Annotated in this window: 18 protein-coding genes; 11 read left to right on the forward strand and 7 right to left on the reverse strand. The window is 38.9% G+C overall.

From position 1 onward, the window contains the following. The first annotated feature begins 1 nt into the window (after position 1). The 4 genes from RIB54_RS17455 to RIB54_RS17470 all read left to right on the forward strand — a co-directional run bounded on the left by RIB54_RS17455 (position 2) and on the right by RIB54_RS17470 (position 2557). Entirely contained in the window at positions 2–724 is a 723-nt protein-coding gene (locus tag RIB54_RS17455; protein WP_350064867.1) for a LytR/AlgR family response regulator transcription factor, read from the forward strand. 57 nt (positions 725–781) lie between these two features. Beyond that, positions 782–1336 carry a DUF4287 domain-containing protein gene (locus tag RIB54_RS17460; protein ID WP_350102088.1) on the forward strand — a complete coding sequence of 185 codons (555 nt, stop codon included), beginning with the start codon at positions 782–784 and terminating at the stop codon, positions 1334–1336. Positions 1337–1434: 98 nt separating this feature from the next. Further along, positions 1435–1935 (forward strand): RNA polymerase sigma factor, encoded by a 501-nt coding sequence (locus tag RIB54_RS17465; protein WP_350064863.1) that lies wholly within the window; start codon positions 1435–1437, stop codon positions 1933–1935. Positions 1936–1939: 4 nt separating this feature from the next. Next, entirely contained in the window at positions 1940–2557 is a 618-nt protein-coding gene (locus tag RIB54_RS17470) for a hypothetical protein (RefSeq protein ID WP_350102089.1), read from the forward strand. Here RIB54_RS17470 and RIB54_RS17475 read toward each other — a convergent pair. The 4 genes from RIB54_RS17475 to solA all read right to left on the reverse strand — a co-directional run bounded on the left by RIB54_RS17475 (position 2547) and on the right by solA (position 6685). Continuing rightward, a complete protein-coding gene (locus RIB54_RS17475) occupies positions 2547–3467 on the reverse strand; it encodes a polysaccharide deacetylase family protein (RefSeq protein ID WP_350064859.1) in 921 nt (306 codons plus the stop codon). The genes RIB54_RS17470 and RIB54_RS17475 overlap by 11 nt on opposite strands. Positions 3468–3696: 229 nt before the next feature. Then, positions 3697–5034 carry a peptidoglycan DD-metalloendopeptidase family protein gene (locus tag RIB54_RS17480; protein WP_350102090.1) on the reverse strand — a complete coding sequence of 446 codons (1338 nt, stop codon included), beginning with the start codon at positions 5032–5034 and terminating at the stop codon, positions 3697–3699. Next, on the reverse strand, positions 5031–5402 hold the full coding sequence (locus RIB54_RS17485) for a BlaI/MecI/CopY family transcriptional regulator (protein ID WP_350102091.1): 372 nt from the start codon (positions 5400–5402) through the stop codon (positions 5031–5033). The genes RIB54_RS17480 and RIB54_RS17485 overlap by 4 nt, the downstream gene beginning before the upstream one ends. 140 nt (positions 5403–5542) lie before the next feature. Further along, on the reverse strand, positions 5543–6685 hold the full coding sequence (gene solA / locus RIB54_RS17490; RefSeq protein ID WP_350102092.1) for an N-methyl-L-tryptophan oxidase: 1143 nt from the start codon (positions 6683–6685) through the stop codon (positions 5543–5545). Between the two features lie 69 nt (positions 6686–6754). Here solA and RIB54_RS17495 point away from each other — a divergent pair, with 69 nt between their 5' ends. The 3 genes from RIB54_RS17495 (at position 6755) to RIB54_RS17505 (ending at position 8387) form a co-directional block, all read left to right on the forward strand. After that, a complete protein-coding gene (locus RIB54_RS17495) occupies positions 6755–7720 on the forward strand; it encodes a hypothetical protein (protein WP_350102093.1) in 966 nt (321 codons plus the stop codon). Between the two features lie 116 nt (positions 7721–7836). After that, positions 7837–8073 (forward strand): hypothetical protein, encoded by a 237-nt coding sequence (locus RIB54_RS17500; protein WP_350102094.1) that lies wholly within the window; start codon positions 7837–7839, stop codon positions 8071–8073. Positions 8074–8075: 2 nt separating this feature from the next. After that, entirely contained in the window at positions 8076–8387 is a 312-nt protein-coding gene (locus tag RIB54_RS17505; RefSeq protein ID WP_350102095.1) for a type II toxin-antitoxin system RelE/ParE family toxin, read from the forward strand. A gap of 139 nt (positions 8388–8526) precedes the next feature. Here RIB54_RS17505 and RIB54_RS17510 read toward each other — a convergent pair whose 3' ends face one another. After that, positions 8527–10617, reverse strand: a complete 2091-nt coding sequence (locus RIB54_RS17510; RefSeq protein ID WP_350102096.1) for a helix-turn-helix domain-containing protein — start codon at positions 10615–10617, stop codon at positions 8527–8529. 216 nt (positions 10618–10833) lie between these two features. Between RIB54_RS17510 and RIB54_RS17515 the strand changes: the two genes are divergently transcribed. The 4 genes from RIB54_RS17515 (at position 10834) to RIB54_RS17530 (ending at position 14615) form a co-directional block, all read left to right on the forward strand. Beyond that, positions 10834–11418, forward strand: coding sequence for an ankyrin repeat domain-containing protein (locus tag RIB54_RS17515; RefSeq protein ID WP_350102097.1), 585 nt, complete (start codon positions 10834–10836; stop codon positions 11416–11418). 11 nt (positions 11419–11429) lie between these two features. Further along, positions 11430–12473, forward strand: a complete 1044-nt coding sequence (locus RIB54_RS17520) for an acyltransferase family protein (protein WP_350102098.1) — start codon at positions 11430–11432, stop codon at positions 12471–12473. Between the two features lie 126 nt (positions 12474–12599). Further along, positions 12600–13628, forward strand: a complete 1029-nt coding sequence (locus RIB54_RS17525) for a serine hydrolase domain-containing protein (protein ID WP_350102099.1) — start codon at positions 12600–12602, stop codon at positions 13626–13628. Between the two features lie 153 nt (positions 13629–13781). Next, positions 13782–14615 carry an alpha/beta hydrolase family protein gene (locus tag RIB54_RS17530; protein WP_350102100.1) on the forward strand — a complete coding sequence of 278 codons (834 nt, stop codon included), beginning with the start codon at positions 13782–13784 and terminating at the stop codon, positions 14613–14615. 146 nt (positions 14616–14761) lie between these two features. Here RIB54_RS17530 and RIB54_RS17535 read toward each other — a convergent pair whose 3' ends face one another. Both RIB54_RS17535 and RIB54_RS17540 read right to left on the reverse strand, forming a co-directional pair. Further along, positions 14762–16201 carry a TolC family protein gene (locus RIB54_RS17535; RefSeq protein ID WP_350102101.1) on the reverse strand — a complete coding sequence of 480 codons (1440 nt, stop codon included), beginning with the start codon at positions 16199–16201 and terminating at the stop codon, positions 14762–14764. Then, positions 16194–19373 carry an efflux RND transporter permease subunit gene (locus tag RIB54_RS17540; RefSeq protein WP_350102102.1) on the reverse strand — a complete coding sequence of 1060 codons (3180 nt, stop codon included), beginning with the start codon at positions 19371–19373 and terminating at the stop codon, positions 16194–16196. The genes RIB54_RS17535 and RIB54_RS17540 overlap by 8 nt, the downstream gene beginning before the upstream one ends. Between the last annotated feature and the right edge of the window lie 12 nt (positions 19374–19385).

Consider the following 19385-nt stretch of genomic DNA (forward strand, 5'->3'; position numbering starts at 1 on the left):
TATGGAGGGAATAAAAGTTGGCATTATTGAAGATGAAATGATCATTGCAGAGGATTTAAGGGATATCCTTGAATCCAACAGTTTTAAGGTGTGTGGAGTGGCCAAAAATTATGACAAAGCCATTGAGCTCATTGATAACACACAGCCTGACATTGTTCTTTTAGATATCAAAATTAAAGGTGAAAAGGACGGTATTGACCTGGCCCATAAAATTCGTGAAGACTATAATATTCCATTTGTTTTTATTTCCTCACACTCAGATGCCCAAACTGTAAAGCGTGCCACCGAAGTGCACCCCTATGGCTATCTGGTCAAGCCTTTTGAAGACCGTGATGTGCTGGTGGCCATAGAAGTTGCATTGAGCAATTTTAAATCAGAGCAGGTTAAAAATGAAGATGAACCCATGCTCTTGTCTGACTCACTTTTTGTGAGAACAAACAACCTAACGGTTAAAATTCCTTTAATTGATATCAGATATATAAAAGCTGATGGTAATTACTCTCAAATTCAAACTAAGGACAAGAGCTATGTACTACGCTCTACACTTAAAGAAATTGAGGGTAAACTTGACGGGAACAGATTTTACAGAACGCATAAATCATATATTGTAAACCTCGAACAGCTATCTGCCATCAATTCTGAGTATGTGGTTGTTAATGAAGAGAGGCTACCCATTGGCAGGGACCGACTTCACCATTTGATGGAAAGGATCAACAAACTTTAGAATTTTTGATTCAATGCTATAATTTTAATAAATTAAGCAACATCAAACAGTCAAAATATGGATCAGGCAGCACAAACCATGATAGATAACCTGCACAAAAACACAGGTAAATCACTAGAAGAATGGATTTCAGTTGTTAAAAAAGAGAATTTTTCCAAACATGGTGAAATCATCAAATTCCTAAAAGAAACTCACGGGTTTACTCATGGCTTTGCCAATCTGGTAGCCCACAAAAGTAAAGGGTCAGATGCTGGCTCGGCTGCCAATACCGATGATCTTATTGAAAACCAATACAAAGGTAAAGAGCATTTCAAACCACTCTATGATAAGCTCTTGGCGGACATCCTCAAGTTTGGTAAGGATGTAGAAGTTGCTCCAAAAAATGCTTATGTAAGCCTAAGAAGAAAAAAACAGTTCGCCTGTCTAAACCCCGCCACAAAAACCAGATTCGAAATTGGTATTAATCTCAAAGGTCAGCCTGCATCAGGTAAGCTTGAAGAAGTGACAGCAGCCAATGCCATGTTTTCACACAAAATCAATCTTGCTGATATCAATGATGCAAACAGCGAAGTACTTGACTGGCTAAAGAAAGCGTATGACAGCGCAGGATAATTTTTAGGAAAATTTTTAATTATTTTTTCAAGATCTGTGACATTTTCAAAGTCCGTTCGAATAATAGGTAAAATCTTTCATTCTTAATTATTTGAACATTGACGGCAGCACAGGAAATTGAATTCACTAACTATCTTGAGAAGCACAAAAAGCTGATCTATAAGGTGGCCAGGGTCTATTGTAATGACGCTGAAGACCTTAAAGATTTGATCCAGGATATTATCGTTCAATTATGGAAGGCATTTCCGTCATATAATGATCAATATGCCTTTTCAACCTGGACTTACAGGATAGCCCTTAATGTTTCAATATCTCAGTTGCGCAAGTCAGCATCCAAGAGCAAAAGGCTGGAGGAATATCTTGAGCAGTATGAATATTTGAATATTGATGAACAGCATGAAGATAAAAACCTGGCCAATCTCTTCAGGTTTATTGGTTTATTAAAGCCAATTGACAAAGCCATTATACTGCTTCATTTGGATGGAATTTCAAATAAAGAGGTGGCGGAGATTACTGGCTTAACAGCTTCAAATATCTCAACCAAAAAGCAACGCATCATTGAAGAATTGAAAGGTCATTTTGAAACCTTAAAAAATTAGCATCATGAATTTTGAAGAATTAGCATCGGCCTGGAAGGCAAACGACCGAACATTGGAAAGCACTATTAAAGTGAACAGGCTTTTAATTAAAAATCTCGCTTTTCGTAAAATCAAGTCGAGTTTGTATGAAATTAAATGGACTGGCTTCTTTGAGCTGGCAGTTAACGTATTGTTCTATTTCTTTTTACTCAATTTTATTAGGGATCATCTGACACAATATGAATTCTTAATTCCGGCACTGTTACTTTTCGTTTTGACAATGATTGAAATTGGTGTTGAAATATTCAAGCTGTATCAGATTTTAACATTAGATGCTCAGGAGTCAGTGATAAAAGTAAAGGGAAAACTGAGCACACTCAAACGATTAGAAATCATTGATGTCTACAGCCTTTACATTATAATCCCTGTTTTTTCAGGGCCATTCTTTCTGGTTTTAGCCAAAGGGCTATTAGGTATTAACTTATTTCAATTTGATCTGACCTGGATGGTTCAGTATTGTATTGGAAGTGTGGTTGTAGCAGTTATCCTGGTATTTATCCTTAAAAGATTTCCGAACGAGAAGCTAAAGTCTGCGATGGATTTTTTAAACAAACTGGAAGATAATGAGCCTTCTAATCAGTAATATATTTGGGCACTTCAGGGTTGCCTTCCCAGATATCGCCTTTGAGTCCGCGGCTCATCGTCCATTTCTCCAGCCATGAAATACCCCAATTACCAAACTTGGAAATTGGCTCGTGGTAGGCTACATCCTTTAAAGATGCTGCCTGCGATACAAAAGTATAGCCATGCTTTTTAAAAATCTCCAACAGCTTACCCATATAATCAGCATTCAGTTGGTTGGCGTGGGTAAGCATTGTTTGAGCAATGTGCCTGTCAAACAATGCTGTGGTCATCTTCTCATAGAACTCCAGCTTCTTCTCTGAGTGTTCTAAGTAAGCAATCCCTATTTTCTTCATTAATGCGCTATCCCCATTTATATAAGCCTTGGCATAAGCTTTAGCAAAAAGATAGTCCTCATTATCGATGGTAACTGGCGCCTCAATATAATTATGCTCTTCCAAGAACTGATTAAGTGAGTCAGTAGCACCTTTTGTATTACCACTATGCAGGAACGGATGCCGGAAATATTTTAGTTCATAACCATTCTTCTTTAACAAAGGCCTAATCAACTCCTCACCTTTCAGCACATCGGCAGTAAAATCTTTGAATGGCACCTTGTGATAGCTGCCGTGTGAATAGGTGTGATTCCCTAATTCAAAACCATTTTCGACCCAATAAACCAAAAGTTTGTATTTTTCCTGATCGAGTTTGCCTTCATTGTACAACTTGCCTTCATTGACATACCCAATGGCCGGAACATCATATTCTTTAAAGGTGGCCAGCAGTTTTTGTGTGATTTCAAACTGGGTAAAAGATGAAGAAACTCCATAAGGTACTATGGGCAGGTCATCAATGGTAATGCATATTTGCTTGGTCTGGGCTTGTGCCAAAAGACTAACTAAGACAAGAAAAAAAGTGGGAAGTAATTTCATATTCTTTTAAAAATAAAAAGACTGTCTCAAAAACATGTCGTCTTTGCGAACATAGTGAAGCAATCTCAATGAATTTAATACCAACAACATCAGGATTGCTTCGTTTCCTCGCAATGACGTTACTTTATTGTTTTTGAGACCGTCCATAAATCAATGTCACATTGAGCTTGTCGAAATGTAATGTCTCAAGACTTAACCGGTTTCGACAAGCTCAACCTGATAGTTGTTATCAACAGCCTTCCAGCGTTAATTTCGGGTCAACTGGTTTTCCATCTTCGTGGATCTCATAATGGAGGTGTGATCCTATGGACTGACCTGTATTACCAACATATCCGATCAACTGATCCTTAAACACTCTCTGGTTTTGCATCACCACAAAATTCTGCATGTGGGCATATTGCGTTGCATACTTATCACCATGTTTAATTTGCACATAATAACCTCTGAAGTAATCGAATTTGGCAATTTCTATTACCCCATCCGCTGTGGCATAAACAGGAGTACCTTCTTTGGCTTGTAAATCCACACCGTCATGATGTCTTTTTTCTTTCAGTAATGGATGCATTCTTTCGCCAAAAGTCGAAGTGATTTTGATTACTGACGGTATTTGAACAGGCCAGCCAGATGGCCTATTTTCTTCCACTATTAAATTGGTTAGTGGCTCAGCAAATTCAAGGATTGGGGCTTTAACCTCCGGGCGAGTGTTCATGGCCAATAAAGCAGCGGCCAAAGGAAGTGCACCAACAATAACGAGGCGTACCCAGTTTCGGGTTTTTGTTTTGTTCATCATACTTATTCTATTTTTAAGTGGTGCAGCAAAATTTGTTGTTATTGGGTACCTGTTGCTGCTTTCAAGTGATTGTGAAACGAGTAATGACTGATAGGCCAGGAGGTCTCCTCCCTGCAAGATCACCTGCCTGTCGGCAAGGTATTCCAGGTTAATTCTAATCGCCTTCTTGAGTTGATAAATGACAGGATTAAACCAGAATATGATTATTGACAATTCTATCAAGACAAGGTCAATAAAATGCTTTTTGTTAATGTGCTCCTTCTCGTGAAGGATTATCTCATAAGGCACATTTTCCTTCCAACTTGACGGAATATAGATTCTGTTAAACAGGGAAATAGGTTCCTTTATTTTAGCATTCGCATAAACTTCCTGACCATGAATCAGCAATTTTTCTGATTGCTTTACCATAAAAAATGCTGAGCGAATGCCCCATACCAACCTCGCCATTAATAAAATGGCAATAAGTATATAGACAGCAGGAATAACTACTGACCACAAGCTCTTAGAAGTGTTCATTTCACCCCACTCCCTTGAAATCTCTGTAATACCCAGGCTAGAAGACCCGGATAAAGTGCTGACTGTAGAAATGGCAGCAGGCAATTGTTCTGCTGTAATAAATAATGAGGCTAATGGAACGGTGAGACTTATAGCAAGTGCCCCGATCAAATACCACCTGTTCATAACAAAGAAGGTCTTGCCCCTCAGAAAAACATAATAGTAAAGCCAGAATAGTAACAAGCCAATACTAGACATCAGTAAATATTGCACCGGGCTCATTCGTTTTTCTTTTTAAGTTCTTTATCAATTTCTGCTTTTATGGCTTGAAGCTCATCTACAGTTAAATCTGAATTACTGAAGAAGGTAGCAAAGCCCTGCCATGAATTATCAAAGAAGTTGGACACCATTCCTTTAAAGTAATTTTTAAAGTAATCTTCCTTCTTTATCAATGGATAGTACTCATTGATTTTGCCGTAAGTATTATGCCCTACAAATTTTTTCTTCACCATTACCCTTATTACGGTAGAAACGGTTGGGTACGCTGGCTTGGGATCTGGAAGTGCTTCCACAATATCCTTCAGAAAGCCCTTTTTCAACTTCCAAAGTACCTGCATAATATTCTCTTCCGCCTTAGTTAATTCATTCATGTGTCAAATGTATAACTATATTTATAATTATAAAATTATTTTTATAATTATAAACCACAAATACTGTTAGGTATATTCAAATCAACTCTGCGTAACTCAGTGCGCTCTGTGGTTTTATTTTACCGCTGAGTGCGCAGAGATCACAGAGAAAACCTACCCAATCCCAAAAAACCGATGGGTAAATCACTACCGCCTTCTAATGCCAAATCAGCGAGAGCCTCACCAATGACCGGAGAAAATTTAAAACCATGGCCGCTGAAGCCGCAGGCTATCACCACACGCTCAGACATGTCAGGCAAAAGATCAACAATAAAATGTTCATCAGGGGTGTAGGTGTATTTGCAGGATTTAATGGTTTCTATCTTACGATTGACTTTAGTGAAATACTGTCTTAAAAATTCATTTAACCTTGCCTCTTCTTTCACCAATATCTCCTTGTCTTCAACCTCATCAAAGATTTCTCCAGGATGGTGGTATCCAAATTTCATTCCCTGCGGACCACCAACTACTTCAGGCATTTGAGGAAAACCGTAAAATGCACCCTCTTTGCCTTCATCGGTCATAAGCCAACAAGGCATATTGCCAACATTGTATTTTAAATTATTATTTGGATTAACCCATCCCAGATATTGCCGAGTAACTTTCAATTTGACTTTTAGCGCTAACAATTGATCGGTAAATGCTCCTGATGTAAATATTATCCTACTCGCCTGATAGGTTCTTAAATTGGTGGTGACGGTTACGAAATTGCTGTGTGATTCCCAATGCAGCACCTGCTCGTTGATATGAATTTCAGCACCTTTCTGCTTTGCAAATTCGGTATAGGTTTTAATGCCCCGTTCAGGGGTGACAAAACCTGCTTCTGGTTCAAAAATGCATTGATAATCTTTAGGAACACTGAACTGCGGCCACAACTTAGTGTATTGATCATACTCTTTATGTTCTATCTTAAGATTATAAAGATCAGCTGATTTTTGTACTGATTGCAACATCTCATCATGTTCAGGGCCGAAATAGGACAAGCCTGTCTGCCAATAAAACTGTATGCTAGTGGCCTTCTCTAAAGCTCGCCACCCCTCATAAGATTTATGAAGCAATGGCACATAATCAGAATGCTCAAAATAGGCCTTGCGAATGATACGGCTCTGCCCGGTATGTGAGCCATTTTCATGGCTGATGCCAAACTGCTCAATACCCAAAACCTTAGCCCCTCTACTCGCCAGTTGCTCGCAAGTGGCCGAACCCATAGACCCCACCCCGATTACAATGACATCATATACCATGGAATAAATTTAATGTTAGTTATTGTATTAAAGATGGATGCGGTAAATTAAAGCGTTTTTATGATTAAAATGAAGTACAAAAAATATATTGGAATAGCTCTAGGTGCTATGTATGGAGTAGCCATTAGACTACTAATGAACCCAATAGAAAATGGTATTAAACTCTATGATATATATAATCTGTACAGTGTTACCTTTATTTGGATCACTCCTATAATCATAGGAATTATTCCTGTAATACTTGCAAAAAAGGAAATACTTGAGTCGCGTCTCAGGCAATTCACATATCCTGTCCTAAGTGTATTGTCTTTTTTCACCGTTGCGATAACAAGTAGAATTGAAGACTGGATCTGTCTTCTGATTTTAGTATTACCTTTTTTAATTGGTGCTGGATTAGCAGGAATTCTAACAGCAACTATTATTGAGAGAATTGATTCGAAAAAGTTATACTCAATACTGTTTCTTCCTGTAATACTAGGCGTTATGGAAGCAAGACTACCAAATCACAAAGAAAGTTTTGAAGTCAATTCCACAATAGAAATTAATGCAACAAAAAGCATTGTATGGAATTACTTAATTGAAGTGCCGGAAATTACAAATGATGAGTACGAAAAGGGAATTTTTAATTTTCTTGGGATACCAAGGCCCATAAAATCCCAACTTGAGATCATAGATGGAATTAAGTATCGAGTCGGATACTTTTCAGATAACTTGAAATTGGCAGAATCGATCGAATCTATAGATTCATTAACTTCAGTAAGTTTTAAAATTCATTTGGATAAGTCTCAATTAAGAGACTCCCCTACGGATGTGCATATTCTAAAAGGTCAATATTTCAAATTCAGAAACATCTCATACCACCTTGAAGAAGTTCAAGGAAACACACTACTTACTTTAAAATGCAATTATGAGATTGATTCAAAGATGAACTTTTATGGGAATTTCTGGGCCAAACAAATCATAAATGATTTTGAAGAGAGGCTTTTAAATAGTCTGAAAAGAAAGATTGAAATGGACAATTCTGAAGCACTCTAATATATTCCGCCTCTGTTGGTGTTATCACCAACAGATAATATCTACAGACTACTAATTATAAATTCCAATGAACTGAAAATTTCATAATTATGTATCTTTGATAAAACCTACCAGCCATGAATTTAGAATCAAGAAAAATAGAGTTTGTTCAAGAGTTCCTAAAACTGCAAAGCGAAGAAGTGATTTCTAAGCTGGAACAACTCTTAAAGAAAGAGAAAAAAACTGCTGCTGATCCTAATGTTCAACCGATGTCCAGAGAAGAACTCAACCGAAGAATTGAACAATCTGAATCGGATTTTCAAAACGGAAAGTTTAAAAGCGGAAAAGAGATTTTAGCCAAATACAACTCATAAAATTGAAAACCATTTGGTCTGAATTTGCAGAAAGTCAACTTGACGAAATCTTTGAGTATTATCAAGGAAAAGTAAGTCCAAAAATAGCATTAGAACTAATAAACGGAATTATAAACGAACCAGAAAAGTTAGCTAAATCGCCTTATATTGGACAAGAAGAGGAATTACTCAAAGAACGTGAAATAGAATATAGATACTTGGTTTACAAGAATTACAAACTCATTTACTCCGTTGATAAAACAAATGGTTTTATAAAAATTGCGGATGTATTTGACACTCGCCAAAACCCTCCTAAATTGAAACGTACCAAATAAAGACCACTTCGCCTCTATTGGTTTTGTCACCAAAGATAATATCTACAGACTACTTGCTTGTAACAACACCAGCAAGGGCACAAAAACCTCCCAGGTTTAATTTTCACCCTGCAGATAAACCTAGGAGGTTTATAGCCAACTACAAATCGCCCCTCATTGGCTCAATTATATCTTCCTCCTCAAGCATCTTTCTTATCTGCTTGTGCTCAGCCCAGAATTTATCCTTGACCTTTTTAAGTGTGCCTTTATAATCCGGATGTTTTTTCATCAGCTGATTAATAGGGTCTTTATCCAAAAACAGCACAACCCAATATTGATAATTATCCTCTTCAGAAAAAGCCTTAAAACGTTTAACTGCCTCATCAATATCGCCAACGCACGCATAGTAAGATGAATAAATCAGGTCTTTATACAACGACTGATCCTTTTCTACAAATTCAAGGTAGCTGTCATAATACTTCTTCGCTTCTTCCTTTCTGCCAAGTTGCTCCAACACAAAGCCTATCCTGGCATTCTCGCTCTGATAGAGATCAAGTTGCAAGGCTACTTTAATTTTGAGCATTTTATCATAATACTCCCATGCCTGCTCATACTCTCCCAAAGTGTAGCACACCTTGGCTATCTCTTGTATCACGTCTATCCTGGTGGTGTCCTTTTGCAAAATTTCTATCAGAGATGTCTTCGCACGGTTCAAATCAAAATGTTGTGCCAACCTGATATATACATACAAATACTGCGAATACAAATTATCAGGATTATACTCCAATGACTTATGAATATAAGTTTCAGCTTCATTGACAAAACCTGTCTGAGCTAATGCATTGCTCAAGTGCAAATAAGTATAACTGGTGGTAACAGAGTCTGCAACATCTACCGCTGCCTGAATACCCTGCAAGGCATGCATGAGATATTTTTCTGTATCGGGAAGTACCACCCCATAAATGTTGGACAAGAAATTATGCACCCATGCTGTATTTGGATAATATTCCAGCACCTCCTCCAGCGACTCCACGGCCTTTTGAAAATCACGGATCTGCATATAATATAACGATCTGGCAATAAGGCTCTCCCCTGCTTCAGCATCCAGCAACATGGCTTTGTCAGCATACTCTTTCAACTCCTCGGTGTACTTTGGCTCAGCAAGAAAAATATCGAGATAGTAGTACGATATGGCCACATAGGCATAAGCATTTGCAAATTGTCCATCTTCCTGAATAGCTTTCTTAAATTGTTCTAAACCTTCTGCTAAACCCGCTCCCGTTTCATCATTCAGCAAGGCTAATCCTTTCAGGTAATGATCATAAGCCACCAGATTTTGAGTAGGTATTTTTTCAATACGTTTTTGTTCTTCCGGGGTAATAATGGCATTGATCTCACTGGCAATGCTTTTGGCCACCTCACTTTGAAGTTCAAAAACATCTTTCAACTGACGCTTATATCTTTTAGACCACAGGTGTTTATCACTCGGTGCTTCTATCAACTGAATGGTAAGCAAAATCTCATCGCCAATCTTCTGCCCACTGCCCTCAATAAAATAGCTCACATTAAGCTCTTTGGATAATTCAGGAATGGATTTAGTGACATCCCGATACTTCTCCACCGTAGTTCTGCTGGTTACTTTTATGTCTTCTATCTTCTGAAAGTTATCCAAAATGGCCTCCATCAGCCCATTCATAAAGTAGATATTGGAGCTGTCGGCACTGTCATTTTTGAATGGAAGGACTGCAATTGATTTACTGAGTTTGCTTGATGCTGGGATTTCATCAATGGGCAGCATGTAAAACAATACTGCTATTATTGTTGCCACAGAAATTACCAACGCTATGACTTTAGTCAACTTACTGTTCTTAGTAGGTTGGGCTTTATGCTGCTGTTCTTTCTCTTCCTCTTCTACCCTACTTCCCTCTTCACCCGGGGTGTAGCCAAACAATTCCCTATAACATTTAGTAAAGTAAGAGGTGCTACTGAACCCAACCTTATAAGCTATTTCAGAGACGGTGAGCTCGTTTTTTTTTAATAATCCCTTTGCATGATGGAGCCTCACGTTTCTAATGAGTACACTTACCGACTCTCCTGTCTCTTGCTTAACCTTTCTAAGCAGGTTCGATCTGCTCATGCTAATACTTTCAGCCAGTTCGGTTACACCAAAGTGTTCATCAGCTAAATTGTCTTCTATTACAGCGACAACCTTTTGAAGAAACGTGTTCTTTGGCTTTAGAAAATCAGACATATGAATAAATGGTGGACATGCAATAATCGGCAATTTAAATACCACTCACAACTGCTCATTTTCCGTCTTTTGCGTCATAGTTTATAGTGTGTCATCATAATTTCTACACAAAACGCATAGCTACAAAACCCTGCCGCATGGTTGTTTAGTGCCTCATGAGCGTTCTAATGACCTTTGTGTTATCGAAATAAATATTAAACACGAAAAACAAAAACGATGAAAAATTTAATGTTAAAAGCAACGCAGAAATGGTTTATTGCAGGACTTATCATAGCCCTTTTAGGAGTAACTTCCTGCAACCAGGCACAGAACAAAACGAACGCTGAAGCCGAAGTAGAGGCACCAAGCACCGGTATTAATGAGGCAACATTTTATGGTAATATGGATGCCATAAAACAACATATCGCTGCCAAATCAGATTTGAATAAAAAAGATCCTTATGGTTCTGCTCCCTTACATGTGGCAGCGACATTTGGTAAAACAGATGTAGCCTTATTATTAATAAAAGGTGGCGCCAATGTAAATGAAACAAGTGCTGATGGTTCAACACCGTTGCACACTGCTGCTTTCTTTGGACGTACAGAAATTGTAAAGGCATTATTACAGAATGATGTGGATATCAATATTCGAAATACCTACAACTCTACTGCACTAGAGTCTGTTTCTGCTGATTTTGCTTCTGTAAAACCTATCTATGACCAGTTAAGCAAAGACCTTGGGCCATTAGGGTTAAAGTTAGACTATGATCAGTTGCAGAAAAGCCGTACTGTAATTGCCGAATTGATCAGAAACAGTAAGTAATCAGCTTGAAAATGTCTGAAAGAAGATACGATATTGATTGGCTCAGAGTCATAGCTATTGGGTTATTATTGATCTACCATATAGCCATTGGCTTTCAACCTTGGGGGGTGTTCATCGGATTTATCCAGAACACCGAATCCCTACAATGGATTTGGACGCCCATGGCCATGTTGAACATTTGGCGCATTCCGCTACTGTTCTTTGTTTCTGGTATGGGTGTATATTTCGCCATTCAAAGGCGGGATATCAAGGCACTGTTGTTAGAGCGCACTAAGCGGATTTTAGTCCCTTTCCTTTTTGGTATGGCTGCTATTGTGCCACTGCATGTTTTGTTATGGAAAAACTACTACCATCAGGATCTGGAGTATGTTTTTAACCCAATGCACCTGTGGTTTCTTGGCAACATATTCGTTTATGTACTGATCTTTACGCCATTGTTTTTCTATCTGAAAAATAATCCTGAAAACAAGTTTTATAAAGTACTCAGCAAAGTGATGGGAACACCTATAGGCTTGTTGTTATTGTTGATTCCATTTATTGCAGAAGCTGAGTTGGTGAACCCTGAAAGTTTTGAATATTATGCCATGAATGCCCACGGGTTTTGGCTGGGCATGCTCGCTTTCCTTACCGGATTTTTATGTGTATACAGTGGCAAGCCTTTCTGGAACAATGTAACCAAATGGCGATGGGTGCTGTTTGCTATTGCTGCCACATTATACATTCTTAGACTTCTGGAAGGTGAGTTTAATGCTCCGTATTATTTAAAGGCTATTGAATCCAACCTTTGGATATTTACAGTTCTTGGTTTTGGGCATAAATACCTTAACAAGCCAAGCAACATTTTGAGTTATTTGAGTCAGGCTGCTTACCCGGTTTATATCCTGCATATGGTTTTTCTTTATCTTGCTTCCTGGCTAATATTTCCATGGGAAATAGCTGCATTGATAAAGTTTGCACTGGTGATTATCATCACTTTTATCGGGTGTTTTGTTACTTATGAATTGATCGGGAGGGTCAAATGGTTAAGGCCGTTGTTCGGCTTGAAGTTGAAATAGTGTTCAATACTTTGAATTTAAATCATGGTACGAAAGCTCGTTATTGTAAATTGCTTACGGGAAGTTTTATGAAAATGCATTGTTGCGAGCAAATATAATATTTTGCAAAAGACACAAATAACTCGAATGATTAGAATCGCACTTATTATTGGGAGCATAAGCTCATTGGCGTTCGTGCCCTGGATTTTGGTAAAGGCCTGGATCTCACCACTGCCTGATACCGTTCAGGAACAGTTAAATGAGGCCATTGATCATGGATTTGATGGAATGATTGTTTATGTGGATCAAGCTGGAAAGCCACCAGAGTTTTACGCAGCAGGGTGGCATGACCGAAAAAACAAAATACCTGCCGATCCGAAAGCTTTATTCAAGATTGCCAGTATCAGCAAGTTATATGTGGCAGTTGCTGTTGCTAAACTAGTAAATGACAATCAGTTGTCTTTAGATAAAACACTGGCTGATTACTTTCCAGAACTGGCTGATAGAATTGAAAACTCAGACAGAATAACCTTAAGAATGATGGTGCAGCACAGGAGTGGCATTCCCAATTTTACCGACACCCCTGGCTATTGGGAAGCTCCACCAAAAACCAATAGGGGAAATCTTGAATTGGTACTTGATAAGCCTTCAGACTTTAAACCAGACAAAAAATACAGGTATTCCAATACGAATTATTTGTTGATAGGCGAAATCCTTGATAAAACATTGGGATACAGCCATCATCAATATATCAAAAGGAAAATTTTGATGCCACTTGATCTGAACCATACTTACAGTTTGCTTAGTGAAGTGAATATAGACAATGTGATGAGTGGGTATTACGTAGGGTATGATGACGATCTGAAGTATAATGATTTTGTCAACCCAGCTGGCTCAATGGTGGCTACAGCAGAGGATGTGGGTGTATTTTTGAGGGCATTAAACGATGGTTCGGTGTTCAATGAAGGGGAACAGGAAATCTATTCCTCTATTTACATATACGAACATACTGGTCTGCTTCCTGGCTATCAAAGTATTGCCAAATACCACAAATACATTGATGCTGTTGTTATCCAATTTAACAATACCACTGACTTTAATGGCTATGAATGGAGTTTGGCAGAAATCGCATATAAGCGGGTTGTGAAAATAGTGAGACGTAGAAATGACTCCTAACTCTATAGCCAAATGCAGGCTATTATCGCTTTTTCTTTCTGCCTATGTTGGATTTTGTTGTCTCAAACAGATAAAATGTAAGAATAATACAATGTTATTGTAGAAAGAAATATTTTAACTTAAAGAGTTAAAATGCTTATTAAATAACAAGATATGAAAATTCTAAAGCTAAGACTCTTACCTATTTTAATAATAAATGTGTTTACCCATTCATCTTACGGAATAGACCCAGACAGAAACTATATCTTGACTCCTGATTCCATTGGTTGGAGTTATGAACAAGCAGTAGTAGTAACAGAGGATGGGGCTCAGATAAATACATGGACATATGCTGCAAACCCTAAAACAGATAAAGACACTGTTTTAATATTAGCCTACCCGGATGCGGGTAACATGTCCTACTTTGTTTACCAGGCAGCTACTCTGGCCAATGCCGGTTACACTGTTGTCACTTTTGATTATCGGGGTTTTGGGCAAAGCACTGACTTTAAGATTGACCCAAATTATCTGTACTACACAGAGTTTTCTAATGACCTCGAAGTGGTTGCAGGAAAAACAGCAAAAAAGTTCAAGAATAAAAAACTTGGTATTTGGTGTATGTCAATGGGAACGACAGTTACTACCAGAGCATACCCAAATATCAAAGAGGATATTGATTTCATCATTGGAGAAGGTTTCGTAACAGATACTTCAATGATAGTTGAAAGATATAAACGATTGAATAAAGAGATAATCCTTCCAGAATCCTCGATGATTTATTCAAGTGCCATTAAAAGTATTCAAGTGCCAATACTTATTTTCTCGGCATCTGATGATACCATAACAACAACTTCTGATGCGCTCGAATTAAAGGATCTTTTAATCAACGCCTGTAATGTAATTGAGTATTCAGGAAAACATTTACAGGGCTTTCAGGCCTTTATTGATTCCAAAGGCTTTGGAGGATGGTACATTGAGAACATAAACTCTTTCTTGTCTGAAATTTAGGTTGCATAGCTTTTTTAAAAAAGTGTTGAACGCATTATAAATTCTAAACAAACAAAAGCCGCTTCTGGAAAATAACGACAAAAAAGGAGACCCTGAATTCAGGGCCTCCTACTAAACAAAACCAGCATTGATGCTAACCTTTTACATCAATGCCAACCTCCTCCTAATGCCTGATACATATTTACAAATGCACTTAGCTGTAGCTTCTTAGTTTCTATCAATTCAAATTTAGCTTCCAGAGCTTCACGTTGAGTCAATAGTACCTCCATATAATCTGCTCTTGCAGATCTGAATAGCGTGGTAGATATCGTAATCGACTGATTAAGTGCCTCCACCTGCTGAGCCTTTAACTCATAGCTGCTGTTCAAATTGTCAATTAGCGATAGTTTGTTAACTACATCCATGTAAGCATTTAAAACAGTCTGCTCATAATTGTAAACCGCCTGAATTTGAGCAGCATTGGCACTCATATAATCTGCTTTTATTGCATTTCTATTAACCAAAGGTGCCATTATATCACCCGCGAGTGAATACAACAATGACTCAGGGGTTTTAGCCAAATAACTTGGATTAAAAGCCTGAAAACCAATCCCAGCCGATATACCCAATGAAGGATAGAATCTTGCTTTAGCTACTTTCACATCAAGTTTGGCCGCTGCCAGTTCCATTTCTGCCTGCCTGATATCCGGACGGTTTTCTAACAACTGTGCGGGAACTCCTGCCTGGATGGATTGAGGAATCAGGTCAATAAAAGATTCTGAATCCCTTTCAACAGGTTGCGGGTATCTACCTACAAGAAAATTGATCTCATTTTCAACCTCAACAATCTCCTGCTTGATATAATACTGACGGCTTTGGTTTTTCAGCACCTCCGCTTCAAACCTCTTTACGGCCAACTCAGTAACACGGGCGGCATCTTTTTGAAGCTTAACGATTTTCAAAGCATCATTAAGAATCTGGATATTCTTCTGCACATTGTCCAATTCATTGTCCAATGCCAATAACTCGTAATATGAATTGGCTATTTCAGCTATCAGATTAGTCACCATAAAGTTTTTACCCTCTACAGAAGATAAATACCTCATCATGGCTGATTTTTTGGCATTTCTAAGTTTCTTCCAGATGTCTACCTCCCAGTTGGCATAAGCACCTATCATCAGGTCACCCAAAGGCTCGGGAAATTCCTTGCCTTCATCTATTTCCAGGTTAGACTCTACAGCACCATTTCTGGTATACCTACCCACCTTGTCAACACCTGCTGCTGCTCCAATACCAACAGATGGTAAGTACTCCCCTTTTTTGGCCCTCACCTCATTACGGGCAATTTGAATTTCCTGCAATGTGATGTTCAGCTCCTGATTATTGCTCAAGGCAGTGTCAATCAAAGCATTGAGATAAGGATCTGAAAAATAATCCTTCCAATGGGCGTTAGCCGTGTTGGTTGTATCCTGATCAAGAGAGTTATTAAAACTTTCAGGAGTCTTCGTATTCACCGATTTGTCAACTAGTGCAGGAATGGTGCACGCTGTAAAAATTACAGCCGTGCACGCTACTCCCAAACACTTATTTATGATATTCTTAATCATTTTTTTCTTTCGATTTATGATGTTGTGGAAGTTCAGTTAAAGGTCTGTCATACTCGTCTTTGATGATACTGCGACCTTCAATCATTTTCCCGAAAATGTAATACAGTCCGGGTATTATGATCACCCCGAAAACAGTACCAAGCAGCATCCCACCCATGGCTGAAGAACCAATAGTTCTATTACCAATGGCGCCAGCTCCATGTGCAATTACTAAAGGGATAAGGCCTGCAATGAATGCAAAGGATGTCATCAAAATAGGACGGAAACGAACCCTGGCACCTTCAATAGCTGCTTCTAAAATAGTAGCGCCATGGCGGTGTTTCTGCACAGCAAATTCTACTATTAGTACGGCATTTTTACCCAACAGACCTACCAACATAATTAGACCCACCTGAGCATAAATGTCATTATCTAATCCCATCAATTTGAGGAGTAGGAATGAACCAAATATCCCTACAGGCAATGAGAAGATTACCGCCAGTGGAAGGATGAAACTCTCGTACTGAGCTGCCAATACCAAATACACGAAGGCCAAAACAATAATGAAAGTATACAATGACTCATTACCTTGCCTCGATTGATCATATGACAAGTCTTCCCATGCGATATCGTACCCTCTTGGCAATGTACTGGCCGCTACTTCCCTAATAGCATCAATAGCATCACCAGTGGTAAAACCTTTTGCAGGCAAACCACGGATGGCTGCAGAGTTGTACATGTTATAACGGGTGATCTCGTTTGGCCCCTGCTTCTTCTCTATCTTCATAAAAGAAGAATAAGGCACCATTTCACCAGCTTCATTTCTCACAAACAGTTTCAGAATATCAGAAGGAAGCCTTCTAAACTCAGGACCAGACTGAACATATACTTTGAAGAATCGGTTGAACCTGATAAAACCCTGCTCATAAGTACTACCAATGAGTATATTAAGGTTTTCCATAGCTTTGCCAATAGAAACACCCTTCTGCATAGCCGCTTCATTGTCTATTACCAGTTCATATTGCGGATAGTTAGCAGCGAAAAAAGTAAACAGGCCCGCCAGCTCATCACGCTTGCGCAGGTTGTCCATAAATTCCTGATTTATCTTATCAAACTCCTGATAGTCGGTAGTGGTATTTTTATCCAACAGTCTAAGTGAGAACCCTCCGGAAGAGCCAAAACCCGGTACTGCCGGTGGTTCAAAGAACTCGACAATAGCACCAAGGCCTTTAGATTTCTCCTCAAGTTCTTCCATCACTTCGTGAACTGTATGTTCACGATCTGACCAGTTTTTGAGGTTGATCAAACAAGTACCAGCATTGGAACCACGACCCTCGGTCATAATCTCATAGCCAGCCAGAGATGACACAGATTCTACATCTTCAATCTCCTCACATATCTTTTGCAGCCTTTGAGAAACCTCATTGGTCCTTTCCAAAGTTGCCCCCGGAGGAGTTTGGATAATGGCATAGATAGTACCCTGATCTTCCCCTGGAATAAAACCTGATGGCAGAATCTGATTCTCGAAGAATATACCGATACAAAAGGCAATCAAAATACCCCATGTAAGCCACCTTCTGTTTACAATAACTTTCAACAAACCAACATATTTACCTGTCACATTATCAAAGCCACTATTGAAAGCGTCCAGTGCCTTAGTAAGTACATTTTTCTTTCTTGGCTTACCGTGATTGTTTTTCAATAGCATGGCACACAATACCGGAGTAAGTGTAAGCGCCACTAAAGCTGAGAGCACAATGGAACTTGCCATAGTGATAGAAAACTGTCGGTAAAAAGTACCCACCGGCCCGGTCATGAAAGAAATAGGAAGGAACACTGACACCATTACCATAGTTATGGCAATAATAGCACCGCTAATCTCACGCATCACTTTTTGCACCGCTTTGTAAGGGGAGATGTTTTCCTCCTCCATTTTGGCATGAACAGCCTCCACTACCACAATGGCGTCATCCACCACAATACCAATAGCCAATACAAGGGCAAAAAGTGTAACCAGGTTAATGGAAAGTCCAAAAAACTGCATGACAAAGAATGCACCAATTAACGATACCGGGACAGCCAAGATTGGGATCAATGTTGAACGCCAATCGCCAAGGAAAACGAACACTACCAGAGCAACTAGGATGAAAGCATCGCGTAAGGTATGCGTTACCTGCTCAATGGAGGCATCCAAAAATTGAGATACGTCATAAGAGATTTTATAATCTACACCAGGAGGAAACTCGGCTTTCATCTCTACGAGTTTTTCTTTCACCTCTTTAATAACCTCACTGGCATTACTACCATAGTTCTGTTTCAATACAATAGCCGCTGAAGGATGGCCATCCAGATTGGAATAAATATCGAAAAACTCACTACCTAACTCTACCTTGGCAATATCCCCTAAGTGAATACTTTCACCTTCAGAATTGGCCCTGATAATAATACCCTCATATTCTTCAGGCTTATTAAACCTTCCTTTATAAGTCAATACATATTCCAGTGATTGTGCTTCAATTCCGGAACTTTGTCCTAGCCTACCCGGGCGCCCAACAATACTCTGCTCCTGCATGGCCTCCATCACTTCCTCAATGGAGATGTTATAGGCACGCATACGGTCAGGGTTGAGCCATACACGCATGGCATAGGTTCTACTACCCAATATTTGTGTTCTTGCTACACCTTTGATCCTATTTATTTCAGGGATCATGTTAACATTGGCATAATTGTATAAGAACTTTTCATCCATGCTCTCTTCTGTACTATAGAGGTTGACATACATCAACATACTAGGCTGGATGGGCGTGATAATCACCCCTTCGCGCTGTACAAGTTCGGGCAGCAAAGGCATCACCTGATCGACCCGGGTTTTAACCCGGATAACTGCCTGATTGGGATCTGTTCCGGGCTCAAAAATCACACGAAGTGTAGCCTCACCTGCACTGGTAGCATCGGTAGCCATATAACGCATGCCCTCTACACCATTTATAGAATTTTCTAAGGTGATAAGGGTAGATTTTACTAATACATCGGCACTGGAACCAGGGTAAGCTATAAAAATATTTACTGTTGTGGGAGCAATTTGTGGAAATTGCGATATCGGTAACTGCTTGATAGCCAGCATTCCTGTAAAGACCAGAATAATGGAAATTACAATGGCGAAAACCGGTCTATGAATAATTTTACTAAACATTTCTTTTGTAGT

The sequence above is a fragment of the Fulvivirga sp. genome, assembly GCF_040218215.1.
Lineage (GTDB): Bacteria > Bacteroidota > Bacteroidia > Cytophagales > Cyclobacteriaceae > Fulvivirga.